General features: G+C 71.3%; 10 protein-coding genes. All 10 read left to right on the top strand.

Annotated elements, in window-relative coordinates:
- The first annotated feature begins 776 nt into the window (after positions 1–776).
- The 10 genes from D581_RS0124295 (at position 777) to D581_RS0124250 (ending at position 14,262) form a co-directional block, all read left to right on the top strand.
- Complete coding sequence (locus tag D581_RS0124295) at positions 777–1,073, top strand: hypothetical protein (RefSeq protein ID WP_158688629.1); 297 nt, start codon at positions 777–779, stop codon at positions 1,071–1,073.
- Between the two features lie 794 nt (positions 1,074–1,867).
- Positions 1,868–4,609, top strand: coding sequence for a WD40 repeat domain-containing protein (locus tag D581_RS01000000137630; RefSeq protein ID WP_158688628.1), 2,742 nt, complete (start codon positions 1,868–1,870; stop codon positions 4,607–4,609).
- A 303-nt stretch (positions 4,610–4,912) separates the two neighbouring features.
- A complete protein-coding gene (locus D581_RS0124285; protein ID WP_018959795.1) occupies positions 4,913–5,938 on the top strand; it encodes a helix-turn-helix domain-containing protein in 1,026 nt (341 codons plus the stop codon).
- A gap of 305 nt (positions 5,939–6,243) precedes the next feature.
- A complete protein-coding gene (locus D581_RS0124280) occupies positions 6,244–6,774 on the top strand; it encodes a toxin-antitoxin system HicB family antitoxin (RefSeq protein ID WP_018959794.1) in 531 nt (176 codons plus the stop codon).
- Positions 6,775–6,917: 143 nt separating this feature from the next.
- Positions 6,918–7,808, top strand: a complete 891-nt coding sequence (locus D581_RS0124275) for a DUF4097 family beta strand repeat-containing protein (protein WP_018959793.1) — start codon at positions 6,918–6,920, stop codon at positions 7,806–7,808.
- A 199-nt stretch (positions 7,809–8,007) separates the two neighbouring features.
- A complete protein-coding gene (locus tag D581_RS0124270) occupies positions 8,008–9,012 on the top strand; it encodes an ATP-binding cassette domain-containing protein (protein WP_018959792.1) in 1,005 nt (334 codons plus the stop codon).
- Positions 9,009–9,800: an ABC transporter permease gene (locus D581_RS0124265; protein ID WP_018959791.1), complete on the top strand. Its 792-nt coding sequence runs from the start codon at positions 9,009–9,011 to the stop codon at positions 9,798–9,800. The genes D581_RS0124270 and D581_RS0124265 overlap by 4 nt, the downstream gene beginning before the upstream one ends.
- A gap of 151 nt (positions 9,801–9,951) precedes the next feature.
- Positions 9,952–11,307 (top strand): cytochrome P450, encoded by a 1,356-nt coding sequence (locus D581_RS0124260; RefSeq protein ID WP_018959790.1) that lies wholly within the window; start codon positions 9,952–9,954, stop codon positions 11,305–11,307.
- Between the two features lie 360 nt (positions 11,308–11,667).
- Positions 11,668–12,582: an AurF N-oxygenase family protein gene (locus D581_RS0124255; RefSeq protein WP_018959789.1), complete on the top strand. Its 915-nt coding sequence runs from the start codon at positions 11,668–11,670 to the stop codon at positions 12,580–12,582.
- 9 nt (positions 12,583–12,591) lie between these two features.
- Positions 12,592–14,262 carry an FAD-dependent oxidoreductase gene (locus D581_RS0124250; protein ID WP_018959788.1) on the top strand — a complete coding sequence of 557 codons (1,671 nt, stop codon included), beginning with the start codon at positions 12,592–12,594 and terminating at the stop codon, positions 14,260–14,262.
- Positions 14,263–14,413 lie beyond the last annotated feature (151 nt).

Here is a 14,413-nt window from a genome sequence, read left to right as displayed (position 1 = left end):
CGTTTACGCAGCTGGCAAGGGGCGCGTCATGCGGCGCGGGCGTCTGAGGCACCGCTCCCCCCGCTCGGCAGATTCGTCGATCCACTTGCGGACTCGCTTGCCGCGCTCGTGCGCGTGGCGCTGGGAGGCGCGGCCGGGTGGCTGCTCCACACCGAGGTCACCGGTTTCTACGCGGCGGTGGCCGTGGGAGCTTCCGCGCCGGCGCTGCTGGCTCAGATCGGCCGTGCGGCGACACCGGAGGCGGCTCTTCGCGCACGTGGCGAAGTGTCGCCGGCGGAACCTGTGTCCTCGGCTGATCAAGGGGGAGCGTCTCCTGTTCCGGGGGAGGTGTCGTCATGACGGTCGGCTCGGTCGCCCGGCGCTCCTGGCGCTCGTTCACCGGCAGTACGGTTGCCGACCGTCCTCTGCCTGGGGGTCGTGCCCGTGTGGGGTACACACTGCGGCGGCGCGTATGGGCTTCGTTCATTGGTGTGGACCTGCCCTCCGTGCCGCTCGTTGCCGGGTCTGTCCTCGGGGAGGGGCCGATCGGGGGCGGGTCTCCCGTTTCCAGGGCTGTGCGCGATCGGTCAGGCCGTCAGGTACTTGGTCCGGGCTGGTTCCCTCTTCCTCAGCTTTCGAGGGCCGACGGACTGGCCGCCGCGGGGGGCGATGCCGTGTTGTTGGAAGCTTCGTCCCCGGACGGTTCCGCCCGGTTCTTCGTGCGTAGGCGTGGGGACACCGAGCCCTTGTACAGTCTGGAAGTTGTCGTGCGGGGGGCGGAGGGTGCCGCGCCTTTGATGACGACGGTCAGGTACGTGGACGGGGCTGCTTCGGAGCGGGTGCTGTTGGTGCCTGTGGTGCGGGGGCGTTTCGGACCTGCGGCCTCGTATGTGCGGCTTCCGGGCTTTGTGGGGGAGGAGTGGGCGGCCTCCGTGGCGGTGCCTGTGGGTCCGGGCAGCGTGTGGGCCGTCGAGGCGATCATGCTGTCGGTCGGGGCTTCGCTCAATGATGCGACCCGTGATGCCTGGCGCGCGGTGCGGGCGCTGGTTTCGGACGCCGGTCTTCGTCGTGTTATCGACGAGGAGTTGCGGTGACCGGGGCAGCGGGGCCTGGGGATTGTGCGGGTAGCCGGGGTGCGGCCTCCTCGGAGACCTTGGCTGGGCGTCGAACCGGGTGGCTCTGGCCGAGGATTCGTGGCGGTTCCACGGCTCGGGCCATGGCCGAGAGCGTGCTGGAGCGGGGGTCCGGGCCGCAGTCCGTAGTCCGGGAACTGCTGGGCGAGTCAGCGTTGTGGTGGAACTGGTGCAGTGAGGCGGTTCGTGACGATCCCGCGTGGATCGCGGGTCGCGAACCTGAGGAATTACGGGACTGGCTCGCGGCGAACGCATCGGACCAAGATCGCACGGCAGCGGTGAGAGCCGACCATCCCCTTCTTCTCGCCAGGGCGCTCGTTCCGTCCGAAGGAGGTGGTGAGGAACACGACGGCGCACTCCGGCGGCTGCTCGCGGCGTGGGAAGGCAGTGGGCTGCTGTGCTCTGAAGCCGCCTCCGGGCCGGCACGGGCGTCCGGCAGGGGGCTCGCCGATCTGTCGCCCCGTCTCGCGGGCGGAATCGAAGCGCTCCGGCGACGAAGCCAGCGGTTGTTCCAGTCCACAGCTCCGGGTGGGCCGTCGCCGGCTGCTGAGGGGCTTCTGGTGGTCGCGGCGCTCATGATGGCGGGCATCGCGCCGCGCAGGCGCCCGGTCGTGCGGGTTCCCGTGGTGTTCGGCCGCTCACCCGGACAGAACGGGGAGGCTCCGGCCGCCGAGGGTGTCACCGGCATTCTGGAACTGCGGGAATTCCCTCCGGGGCCGGCCGGACTGTATCCCGATCCCCGGACCATGGATGGGGTGCGCAGCCCGAACGCCCAGTTCGCCTCCGCGCTGGGCACGGCTTGGCGCCTGGCTGGTGGCGCGGAGGCCGAAGGCCGTTGCGTGGTGTGGCGCATCGTCCTGTCCGACGAACCCTCGGTCCTGGAGCGGATCGAGGGGCCTTCTCTCGGCGTTGCCCTCGCGCTCGGGCTTCGGGTGCTCCTGCGGCGTCGGACCGGTGGGGGCCGGCTCCGAGACGTCTTCTACGGGCTGCGCCCCCGTACCGTGGTGACCGGCGCCGTGGACGAGGAGGGCCGCCTGCTCAGGGTTGCGGGCCTGGACGCGAAGCTGCTTGCCGCGCATCGTAAGGGCTTCCGCCTGGTGGCACCCGAGCCGAACCGGCTGGAAGTCTCCGCAGCGGCTCCTCGTCGAGGCGAGGTGAGGTTCGCCGCGACCCTGCGCGAGGCCGACCGGTATGCCCGGCAGTTCCGTACGGGCCGCATCGCTGTCATAGCGGTTCTTGTCGCCGCCGTTACGGCGGGGGCGTTCGCCTTTCACCAGCGTGATCTCGCCCAGACCCGACAACGGGCCGCACTGATCAGCCAGGTCACCGCACGAGCGGAGCAGTTGCACGCCACCGATCCTTCGCTCGCGGCGAGGGCGGACATCGAGGCATATCGGCTGAACCCCACCGCGGACCGGTACACGCACCTGGTCGAGGACGCGAACAAGCCGCTGCCCACCGTCCTGAACGAATTCTCCTCCAGCGTGGGCGAGGTGGCGTTCAGTCCCGACGGCCGCACGCTCGCCGCCGCGGGCCACGACGATGCCAGGGACACGGGCGTGGTGCGCTTCTGGGATGTGTCGGATCCGGCACATCCCGTCCTGCTCGGCGAGCCCCTGCGCGTTCCCGGCGCTACCTGGATGGTGTTCAGCCCCGATGGGGACACCCTCGCCACATCCTCCGGCCCGTTCCCTGGGAACAGGGGGGTGCGACTGTGGGATGTCTCCGACCCGGCCCGTCCCCGCGCGCTCGGCGCAGCCCTCCCGCACAGCGACGGTGGCAGCCCCCTGGCGTTCAGCCCTGACGGGCGCATGCTGGCCACCGGCGGCGACACCTACTGGGAGGAGCAACTGTGGGACGTGAGGGACCCGGCCAGCCCGGTTCCGCTGGGCGAGCCGCTCCACCACGCCTCCGCGGTCAACGTCGTCACGTTCAGCCCGGACAGCAGGTCCCTGGTGACCTCTTCCGTGGACGACGGGGCGCGGATGTGGAACGTCACGGACCCGGCTGAGCCTGTCTTGCGCGGCAGGATATGGGCTGCTTTTGGCGTCGCGATGTTCACTCCGGACGGCCGCACCCTTGCCATCGGGGACGGCGGCACCGTTCAGCTCCTGAACGTGACGGATCCGGAGAACGTGACCGCGTTGGGCGATCCCGTGACGAGCTATCCGGGTGGCGTCAGCGCGCTGGCGTTGAGCGCGGACGGTCATATCCTCGTCGCCCCCGACGGGGAGCGGACTCTCCGGTTGTGGAACATCACCGACCCTGCCCGTCCGAAGGCCATCGCCCCGCCCATGGTCGGCGACTCGACGAGCGGTATGTCGTTCGCCCGGGACGGTCGTACGGTCGCCACCACCAGTGGCGACCGGGCGGTGCATCTGTGGCATCTGCCTGCCGCTCTGCTCACGGGCCACGCCGAAGTCGTCGGCTCAACCGTGGCGGCTCCCAACGGCCGCATGCTCGCCTCTGCCTCGAACGACAACACCGTGCGGCTGTGGAACACCTCGGATCCCGTGCGCCCCGGTCCTCTCAGCATGATCAAGGGCTTCAGCGGCGCCGTCATATCGCTGGCGTTCAGCCCCGACAGCCGCACCCTCGCCACCGTTGCCAACGGCGAGAGACGCGTGATCCTGTGGAACCTCGAAGAACCGACCAAGCCTGCCGTCCTCTCGCAGATCTCCACCGGCTTCGGAGTCGGCATTGTGTCGGCGGGGTTCAGTCCCGACGGACAGACCCTTGCCACAACCACCGCCACCGCCGTCGTCGGGGGCGACAACAGCGTGAGATTGTGGGACGTGTCGGACCCCGCCCGGCCCCGGCTGCGCGGCAGACCGATCCCCGCTGACGGTGAAAGCGTGAGCAACTGGGGGCAGGCCGGATTGGTCTTCAGTGCCGACGGACATACCCTCGCCATCGCCGGTCGCTATACGTCCGACACGGTGCAGTTGTGGGATGTGACCGATCCGGACCATCCGACCCGCTCTGGGCCGCCCATCACCGGCGGCGCACAGTGGATGGCGCTCAGCCCGGACGGGGACACCCTCGCCACGGTCAGTTCAGCCGGCGTCCGGGGCGGGCCGGGAGACGGCGACGTCAAGTTGTGGGACATCTCCGACCACGACCACCCCACGCTTCTCGGGCCGCCGCTGAGCGGCTACACCAGCCGTGTCACTGACCTGGCCTTCAGCCCCGACGGGCGTACTCTCGCCACCAGCGGAGACGGTGTACGCCTGTGGGACGTGACGGACCCGGCGCACCCCACGGCGATCGGCAGGCCCCTGGCCATCAGCAGCGAGGAACTCACCTCCCTGGCCTACCTTCCCAACAGCCAGACCCTGGTCACCGGCGGGCAGGACAATACAGTCCGACTGTGGCCGCTGGCAGTGGACGACAGCGTCCGACGGATCTGCGCCTACACCGACACCCCGACCCGTGCGCAGTGGCAGGAGCACCTGCCCATGCTCCCGTACCACTCCTCATGCGGCTACCGAGGTTGAACGCGGGATGTGGGGGCGTCATACCAGGGGGTCCGGGCCAATCAGCCGTACGCGCTCTGATCAGGCGAAACGTCATTCGGTGGCACGGTCGATCACCGTGTCGGCACATGAACACTCGCGGTCTTGAAAGGCGTAGGTCGTCGGTTCGCATCCGACAGGGAGCGGTGTGAAGCCCAGGTCGGATCTCCTCCGGCCTGGGCTTCTTCCCTTTCCGGGCGGCGCATGCCCGTTTAGTCCTTGTTTATCGGACCTTTATTGCGTTTCCCCAGGCTCGCAAGGAGCCGAACCCGTGGGGGGGACCACATGCTCCGTATCCACTTCAATGACGTGGATCTGGCCAGGACTCGGCTCGCTCCCGCGCCCGACCCTCTCTTCGAGATCGCCGCGAGCATGCACCGGCTGCAGTCCAGCCGGGGCCGCTGGGCGCATGCCGGGTGGTACCGCACGGCACGGCGGGATCTGCGGGAGAAGGGGCTGGATCGGGCTCTGCGGAGCGTGCTGCTGCCTCTGTACCCCCGGGCCGCGTACTTCCCGGACTTCCTCACGCCGTCCACCGGGGTGGACGGGCTGGAGGCGGGTCTTGACGCGCTCCTGGCCACGCCCGCGCGGCGGGTCGAGGAAGAGGTCACCCTCTTCGACCGGCTCATCGGGGCGCCCGAATGGGCCGGGCGCCTGGCCGAGCGCGGGGCGCGTCAGGAGTTCGTCGGGGTGCTGCGCGCGTACTACGCAGTCGCCGTCGTGCCCGAGCAGGAGCGCATCCAGGCTCGCATCGAGGCAGAGCGGGCGGTGCGTGGCCGTGGTCTTCTGCACGGTGGGGTGGAGGGGATGCTCGCCGGTCTCGGGCCCATGCTGCGGTGGCGTGCGCCCGTCCTGGAGGTCGCGTATCCCCGGCAGACGGAGGACCGGGACCTGTATCTGAACGGTCGCGGGCTCACTCTCGTCCCCTCGTACTTCAACTGGGGTGAACCGGTCGCGTTCGCCGATCCGGGGCTGCCGCCGGTGCTCTGGTATTCGCTGCTGCACGAGCCTCCGGCCCGTCCTCTGCGGGCCGAGGACCCGGAGCGTTCGCTGGCCAGTCTGCTCGGGCGGGCCCGGGCGCGCGCGCTGTGGGCGGCGGCCGGCGGTGCCACCACGGGGGAGATCGCCCGTGCCGCCGGTGTCTCGGCGTCCGCCGCCAGCAGGCATGCCACCGTGCTGCGCGACGCGGGGCTCATCGTGACCGCCCGCAACGGCCCTGCCGTTCTGCACACCCTCACCCCCACCGGCGCGTCCGTCCTGCGTGCCGCCCGGACCGGGGCGGGCGAGGAGACCGCGGGCGCACCGCGTTGAGGGGGAGGGGGTGGTGGCGCTCGGGACGGCCGCCGTTCTGCGGGGGTGCGCTTTGAGCTTGGTGCCCTCGTGGCGTCAGGTGGCAACAGGAGACGCCAGGAGGCGCCAGGAGTCCCCGTGTGGTGCCAGGTGGTGCGCCAGATGGTGCCAGGTGGTGTTGTCGTGGTGCCAATCTGGGCCGTCTTGGCCGCTCCCGTGGTGTTGCCTTGGCTTCTTTGGTGGTGATGGTGCAGGTCAGAGGCTTCCCGAGGGGGTGTGAGCCAGGATGGCTCGACGTGGTGCCATTCGTGTGCCATGATGGCGTCATGGATCTCACCCCCTACGTCGACAATCTCCGGCGGGAACTCGCCGTCGCGGCGGATGCCAGCGGTGACGAAGCCCGCGCCCTGGCCGAGCGGCTCAGCGCTCCCCTGGAGTCCGCCGTCCGGCTGACCCTGCTCAACGTGCTCTCCGCGGCCATGGGCGACGTCACCCGGGAGCTGGCTCCCGGGTCGGTCGACGTACGGCTGCGCGGGCTCGATCCCGAGTTCGTGGTGACGCCGCCGCCGGTGCCCGAGCCGGAGCCGGTGCGGGAGGAGCGGGAGGCGGTCGTGACCCCCGTCGTGGCCGCGCCTTCGGCCGGGGAGGCCGACGACGGCACCATGGTGCGGATCAACCTCCGTCTCCCCGCCCACCTCAAGGGCCGCGCGGAGAGCGCCGCCGCGGCGGAGGGGCTGTCGGTCAACGCCTGGCTCGTGCGGGCCGTGTCCGTGTCCCTCGACGGAGGGGGGCGCGCGAGCGCGACGGGCCGGGTCAAGGACTCGGGGGGTCGCGGCTTCACCGGCTGGGTCCGCTAGGCCTGCTGGGTCCGCTGGACCGGCTGGGTCCTGGGCCTGCTGGGCCGCCTGCTCGTAGCCGGCGCCACTTCACCGGCGGATCGCCGATCCGGCCGACGTCACTGATCACTCATCACTCACCGAGCCAAGAGGACGGGACAGCCATGCCTTCTTTCGATACCCCCGAGCCGATCTCCGCCGTCATCGAGCTGGACGCCGGCACCGCCCGCATCACCGCCGGCAAGCGCACCGACACGGTCGTCGAGGTGCTGCCGGGCAACGGATCCGACGAGGACGACGTACGCGCCGTGCAGCAGACCCAGGTCTCCTGCTCGGGTGGCCGTCTCACCGTCAGGACCCCCAAGAAGCGCTCGCTGTTCGGCAAGCCGGGCGCCGTCGTGGTGAGCATCGAACTGCCCGCGGGCTCCGATGTGCGCGGCACCTCCGCGCTGGGCGGCTTCTTCGGCGGGGGGCCGCTCGGCGAGGTCCGGCTCAGGACCTCGCTCGGCGACCTCCAGGTGGAGGAGGCGGCCCGCGCCGAGCTCAGGACCGACCACGGCGACATCCGGCTGGTCCGCTCCACCGGGGAGGTCGAGGTCATCGGCTCGGGCCGGGTCGAGGTCGGCGCGGTCGCCGGGGCGGCGGTCGTCAAGAACGGCAACGGCGCGACCGTGATCGACGAGGTCGGCGGTGAGCTGAAGGTCAACGCGGCCAACGGCGACATCTCCGTGGGCGTCGCGCACGGCGACGTCGTCGCCAAGTCCGCCAACGGGCGCATCGAGATCGGCGTCGCCCGAGCCGGGGTCGAGGCGACCTCCTCCAACGGGCGCATCCGCGTCGGCGACGTGACCCGCGGCCGCATCGCTCTGCGCACCTCCGTCGGCGACCTCGAAGTGGGCATCCACGAGGGCACCGCCGCCTGGCTCGACCTGAACCCCAAGTTCGGCACCGTACGCAACTCGCTCGGCGCCGCCGCCGGGCCCGAGGACTCCGACGAGACCGTCGAGGTGCACGCCCGGAGCGGGGCCGGCGACATCATCGTCCGCCGTGCCTGACTCCCGTGCCTGACTCCCGTGCCTGACTCCCGTGCCTGACTCCCGTGCCTGACTCCCGTGCCTGGCTCCCGCGCCTGACTCCCGCGCCTGACTTCGTCGTAACTCACTCCACGGCGTCCGGCTCCGCCGAGCCCGCCTTCGCCATGCCCGCTTCTCGTCCCGACCACTCCCGACTCACCGCTCGCGAAAGGGAACCAGCATGACTGTCACCCGGTCCGCCGCGCCGCTCGCCGCCCAGGCCGCGACGCAGCAGGCGATCACCGCCACCGGCCTGCGCAAGTCCTACGGCGACAAGCTCGTGCTCGACGGCATCGACCTGTCGGTGCCCAAGGGCACCGTCTTCGCCCTGCTCGGCCCCAACGGCGCGGGCAAGACCACCGCCGTAAAGATCCTCTCCACCCTCATCACCGCCGACGCCGGCGTACTGAGCGTCGGCGGCCACGATCCGGCCGTCGACGCGCAGGCCGTGCGCGCGGCGATCGGTGTCACTGGCCAGTTCTCCGCCGTGGACGGTCTGATCACCGGTGAGGAGAACATGCTGCTGATGGCGGACCTGCACCACCTGTCCAGGCGCGAGGGGCGGCGCGTCGCCGCCGAACTTCTGGAGCGGTTCGATCTGGTGGAGGCGGCGAGGAAGCCCGCGTCCACCTACTCCGGTGGCATGAAGCGCCGCCTCGACATCGCGATGACCCTGGTCGGTTCCCCGCGGATCATCTTCCTCGACGAACCGACCACCGGCCTCGACCCGCGCTCCCGCCACAGCATGTGGGGCATCATCCGCGAGCTGGTCGCCGGCGGCGTCACCGTCTTCCTCACCACCCAGTACCTCGAAGAGGCCGACGAACTCGCCGACCGCATCGCCGTCCTCAACGACGGGAAGATCGCCGCGGAGGGCACCGCCGAGCAGCTCAAGCGGCTCGTCCCCGGCGGCCACGTCAGGCTCCGCTTCACCGACCCGGACGCCTACCGGTCCGCCGCCTCCGCACTGACCGGGGCCGCCCCCGACGACGAGTCCCTGTCGCTCTCCATCCCCAGCGACGGCAGCCAGCGCGAACTGCGCTCCATCCTCGACTGGCTGGACTCGGCCGGCATCGAGGCCGACGAACTGACCGTCCACACCCCCGACCTCGACGACGTGTTCTTCGCCCTCACCGGCTCCGGCGTGTCCGCCCGGAACAACCAGCCGAAGGAGGCTGTCCGATGACGTCCCTCTCCCTCGCCGTGCGCGACTCGAACACCATGCTGCGGCGCAATCTCCTGCACGCCCGGCGCTATCCCTCGCTCACCCTGAACCTGCTCCTCACGCCTGTCATGCTCCTGCTGCTTTTCGTCTACATCTTCGGCGACGTGATGAGCGCGGGCATCGGCGGCGGAGGGGGCGGCCGTTCCGCGTACATCGCCTACATCGTCCCGGGCATCCTGATGCTGACCATCGGCTCCACCGTGGTCGGGACCGCGGTGTCCGTCTCCACGGACATGTCCGAGGGCATCATCGCCCGCTTCCGCACCCTGGCGATCCACCGCGGCTCCGTGATCATCGGGCACGTCGTCGGCAGCGTGCTGCAGAGCGTGTTGAGCGTGGTCCTGGTCGGCGCGGTCGCCGTGGCCATCGGCTTCCGCTCCACGGACGCCACGCTCGTGGAGTGGCTGGCGGCGTTCGGGCTGCTCGTGCTCTTCTCCGCCGCCCTCACCTGGGTCGCGGTCGGCATGGGCCTCATCAGCCCGAACGCCGAGGCCGCCAGCAACAACGCTCTGCCGATGGTGTTGCTCCCGATGCTGTCCAGTGCCTTCATCCCGGTGGAGACGATGCCGGGCTGGTTCCGGCCGATCGCCGAGTACCAGCCCTTCACCCCGGCCATCGAGACCCTGCGCGGCCTGCTCCTCGGCACCGAGATCGGCCACAACGGCTGGCTGGCCGTGGGCTGGAGCCTCGGGCTCGTGGTGCTCGGCTACTTCTGGGCGACCTCGAAGTTCGGCCAGGACCCCCGGTGAGTTCCCGCCCCGATGACGTCGCCCCGATGACTTCAGTCCCGGTGACTTCAGCTCCGATGGCTTCAGCTCCGATGGCTTCAGCTCCGGTGACTTCAGCTCCGGTGCCTCGATCCGATGTCTTGTCTCGATCCGACGACCTGGGGAGAACCTGATGGCGTACGACCCGGCCACCGGCACCGGCACCGGCACCGGCACCGACACCGACACCGGCTCCGCGACCGCCGACGAGCTGCCCGTCCTGCCCACCGACCGGCACACCGGCTGCCCCTTCGATCCGCCCGCCGCCCTCACCGCGCTGAGCGACCGGCCGGTCCGCCGCCTCCGCTACGTGGACGGGCACGTGGGCCGACTGGTCACCGGGCACGCCGAGGCCCGCGCGGTGCTGGCCGATCCGCGCTTCAGCTCCCGCTACGAGCTCCTGCACCTGCCGATGGCGATGGAGGGCGCGCCGGGGGAGCTGCCGCCGGCGCCCGTCGGCGACATCATCGGCCTCGACGCCCCGGAGCACACCCGCTACCGCAGGCTGCTCGCCGGCCGGTTCACCGTCCGTCGGATGCGTCAACTGGCCGGCCGTATCGAGCGGTTCACCGCCGACTGCCTGGACGCCATGGAGCAGGCCGGGCCCACGGCCGACCTGGTGGAGGCCTTCGCCCGGCCCGTGCCCACGTTGGTGATCTGCGAGTTGCTCGGCGTGCCCTACGCCGACCGGGGGCGCTTTCTGGGGCTGGTCGAGGTCATCTTCGACCAGGCGGCCGACGCCGGGGCCAGGGACGAGGCTTACGCGGGGCTGCTCCGGTACGTCGGTGAACTCGTGCTCGCCAAGCGGGCCGAACCCACCGACGACCTGCTCAGCGATCTCGCGGCCCCAGGACCCGCACACGGCACCGGGCCCCGGTCCGGTGACCCTGCCGCCCCCGGCCCCGCCCCCTCCGGCCCTGCCGCCTCCGGGCCCGCCGCCTCCGGTCTCAGCGACGAGGAGCTGGCCGGGATCGGCGGACTCCTCCTCGCCGCCGGGCTCGACACCACCGCGAACATGCTCGGCCTGGGCGTCTTCGCCCTGCTGGCCAACCCCGGCCAGCTGGACGCCCTGCGCGGCGACCCGGATCTCGCCGGGCCGGCCGCGGAGGAGCTGCTGCGCTACCTCAGCGTGGCCGACCCGCTGCTGCGTTCCGCGTTGGAGGACGTCGAGGTGGCGGGCGAACTGATCAGGGCGGGGGAGACGGTGACCGTCTCCGTGCAGGCCGCCAACCGTGATCCGCGCAGGTTCCCCGAGCCCGACCGGCTCGACATCCGTCGCCGGGCCACCGGGCATCTCTCCTTCGGCCACGGCCCCCACCAGTGCCTCGGTCAGCAGCTCGCGCGGGTCGAGATGACCGTGGCGCTCCCGGCGCTCCTCGCCCGCTTTCCCTCCCTGCGCCTCGCGGTCCCGCCGGAGGAAGTGCCGCTGCGTGAACGCTCCAGCATCTACGGAGTGGTCTCCCTGCCGGTCGCCTGGGGGGAGGAATAGCGCCGAACTGCCCTCGGGGCAAGGAGATGTGGTGAGCGTCCGTACCGATTTCTACCGAGGGGTAGGCGACCCGGGATCCTTGTTATACCTTGCGTCTAACAAGGATTCCGGGTCGGCCGGTGTCCGGTCCGGCGCGGGCCGTCGCCCCCGGCCTCGGTCCGGTGATCCCGTCCAGCACACCGCACACAGCACACAGCACACAGCACACAGCCACAGCACACAGCCACAGCACGCAGGCATGACCCGGCACAGCACCACCCGACCCCGTACAGCGCGAGCCGATTGCGTACGCGGCGGTCGGCCGATGTACGCACCTCACCACGATCGAGGATCACCGCACTCGACCCAAGGAGCCGCAGCATGGCCGGCAGCACCGTTCCGTCGAAGGTCCAGGAGAGTCCCGAGGGCGACGACGTCGCGCGGCGGCTGCTCGACTCGGCCGCGCAGCTGGCGTACGACCCGGCCACCGAGGTGGACTGGGAGACGCCGCTGGACAAGGAGTTCCACGGCGCGAGCCCGGAGTGGTGCAGCCTCTACGGGACCGCGTACTGGGGCGAGTTGACCGAGGGGCAGCGCAAGGAGCTCACTCGTCAGGAGGCGGCCTCGGTCGCCAGCACCGGGATCTGGTTCGAGATGATCCTCCAGCAGATGGTGCTGCGCGACATCTACATGAAGAACCCGGCGGGCGCGGAGTTCCAGTGGGCGCTCACCGAGATAGCCGAGGAGTGCCGCCACTCGATCATGTTCGCGCGCGGTGCGCAGAAGCTCGGGGCGCCCCACTACCGCCCGCGCCGTGCGGTGATGGAGCTGGGCAGGGCCTTCAAGACGCTGGCGTTCGGCGAGGCGGCGTACGCGGCGATCCTGGTCGCCGAGGAAGTGCTCGACGTGATGCAGCGGGACTGGATGCGCGACGAGCGGGTCGTGCCGTTCGTCCGCACCATCAACAACATCCATGTGGTGGAGGAGTCCCGGCACATGAAGTTCGCCCGGGACGAGACCCTCAAGCGCCTGGAGGGCGCCGGGTGGGCCCGGCGGCAGCTCAACGCGTTCGTCGTCGCCGTCGCCTCGTACTTCATCGTGACCAGCATGGTGAATCCGGAGGTCTACCGGAGGGCCGGGCTGGACAAGCAGCGCGCGCTGGCCGCCGCCCGGCGCAACGAGCACCACAAGTCCATGATGCGGTCCAGCTGTTCGGGGCTGATGGACTTCCTGGCCTCCGCCCGCCTCCTCACCAAGCCCGCCCTCGCGTTCTACAAGCGCGCGAACCTGATCTGAGCCGGGGCCATGACCTACGCCATCACCCAGACCTGCTGCAACGACGCCACCTGCGTGGCCGTCTGCCCGGTCAACTGCATCCACCCGACGCCCGAGGAACGCGCCTTCGGCCGTACGGAGATGCTCCACATCGACCCCCGGGCGTGCATCGACTGCGGGGCCTGCGCCGACGCCTGCCCGGTGGACGCGATCTTCCCGGTGGACTCGTTGTCCGCCGCGCAGCGGGAGTACGCCGACATCAACGCCGCCTATTACGAAGGCGGGGAGCAGGCCCCCGGGGCGGTGGACGGGCCGAACTTCCACGTGTGGGGCGAGCCGGTCTTCGGGCGCAGCCTGCCGTCCGACTTCGGGCCGCTGCGGGTGGCCGTCGTCGGCACCGGGGCCGCCGGGATGTACGCGGCGCAGGACCTGTTGCTGCACACGGCCGCCGAGGTGACCCTGATCGACCGGCTGCCGGTGGCCGGCGGGCTCGTCCGGTACGGCGTGGCCCCCGACCACCCCGCGACGAAGAAGGCCGGCGACGCCTTCTCCCGGTTCCACTCCCACCCCCGGGTCCGGATGCACCTGGGCATCGAGGTGGGCCGGGACGTCACGGCGGAGGAGTTGGCCGCCCACCACGACGCGGTGATCTACGCGGTCGGCGCCTCCACGGACCGGCGGCTCGGCATCCCCGGCGAGGAAGGGCCCGGATGTCTGTCGGCGACCTCGTTCGTCGCCTGGTACAACGCCCACCCGGAGGCCGTCGCGCAGGGCGTCGACCTGTCCGCCGAGCGGGTCGTCGTGGTGGGCAACGGCAACGTGGCCCTCGACGTCGCCCGGATCCTGGTCACCGACCCGGAGGCGCTCTCGGGCACCGACATCGCCGCGCACGCGCTGGAGGCGCTGCGGGCGAGCCGGGTCCGCGAGGTGGTGGTGCTGGGGCGGCGGGGGCCCGGGGACGCCGCGTACACCCGCTCCGAACTTCTCGCGCTGAAGCATCTGCCTGGCGTGGAGCTGGTGGTGGACGACCACGATCCGCGCACGGGGGCGGCGATCGACGCGGCCGGGGCCGGCGACCGAGCCGGGCTGCTCCGGGGGCTGATCCGGGCGCGGACGGCCGCCGCCTCCCCCCGGCCCGGCCGAGGGGCGGACCGGCGCATCGTGCTCCGCTTCCACTCCGAGCCGGTGGAGGTCCGGGGCGACGGGGACATGCGCACCGTACGGGTCACCGACGGCGGTGGCGAGGGTACGGCGGACCTGCGTGCCGGAATGCTGCTGCGGGCCATCGGTTACCGGGGGCTGCCGGTCCCCGGGCTGCCGTTCGACGAGGCCTCGGGCACCGTCCCGCACGAGGGCGGCCGGATCGCCGGGCTGTCCGGCGGCTATGTGGTCGGCTGGATCAAGCGGGGGCCCTCCGGCGGGATCGGCGCGAACCGCACCTGCGCGGCCGAGACGGTCGGCACGCTCCTGGCCGACGCGGTCGCCGGAACGCTGCCCGCCCCGACGGGCGACGCCAAGGCGTTCCGGCGCCTGGCCCGACGGCGTAACCGCCGGGTGGTGGACGCCCGGGGCCTGGCCGCGATCGACCGTGCCGAACGGGACCGGGGCCGACGCGACGGGCGCCCCCGGGTGAAGCTCGCCACCGTCGAGGAGCTGGTCGCGACGGCGAGAGCCGGGCGGCTGCTGAGACTTACGCGCTGACCTGCTGACCTGCTGACGCGCGACCTGTTGCCCGCTGCCCCGCGACCTGCTGACCCGCGACCCGCTGATCCGCCGACGCGCGACCTGTTGACCCGCTGACCCGCGACCTGCTGACCCGCGACCTGCTGATCCGCCGACGCGCCGACGCGCC

The organism is Streptomyces sp. CNB091 (genome assembly GCF_000377965.1).
This window is presented reverse-complemented; position numbering and strand designations above follow the sequence as displayed.

What these genes read in the sequence shown, in the direction of transcription:
- D581_RS0124285 (WP_018959795.1), top strand. Translation starts at nt 4,913, where the DNA reads ATGCTCCGTATCCACTTCAATGACGTGGATCTGGCCAGGACTCGGCTC.
- D581_RS0124265 (WP_018959791.1), top strand. Translation starts at nt 9,009, where the DNA reads ATGACGTCCCTCTCCCTCGCCGTGCGCGACTCGAACACCATGCTGCGG.
- D581_RS0124295 (WP_158688629.1), top strand. Translation starts at nt 777, where the DNA reads ATGACGACGGTCAGGTACGTGGACGGGGCTGCTTCGGAGCGGGTGCTG.
- D581_RS0124250 (WP_018959788.1), top strand. Translation starts at nt 12,592, where the DNA reads ATGACCTACGCCATCACCCAGACCTGCTGCAACGACGCCACCTGCGTG.
- D581_RS0124270 (WP_018959792.1), top strand. Translation starts at nt 8,008, where the DNA reads ATGACTGTCACCCGGTCCGCCGCGCCGCTCGCCGCCCAGGCCGCGACG.
- D581_RS0124280 (WP_018959794.1), top strand. Translation starts at nt 6,244, where the DNA reads ATGGATCTCACCCCCTACGTCGACAATCTCCGGCGGGAACTCGCCGTC.
- D581_RS0124260 (WP_018959790.1), top strand. Translation starts at nt 9,952, where the DNA reads ATGGCGTACGACCCGGCCACCGGCACCGGCACCGGCACCGGCACCGAC.
- D581_RS0124255 (WP_018959789.1), top strand. Translation starts at nt 11,668, where the DNA reads ATGGCCGGCAGCACCGTTCCGTCGAAGGTCCAGGAGAGTCCCGAGGGC.
- D581_RS0124275 (WP_018959793.1), top strand. Translation starts at nt 6,918, where the DNA reads ATGCCTTCTTTCGATACCCCCGAGCCGATCTCCGCCGTCATCGAGCTG.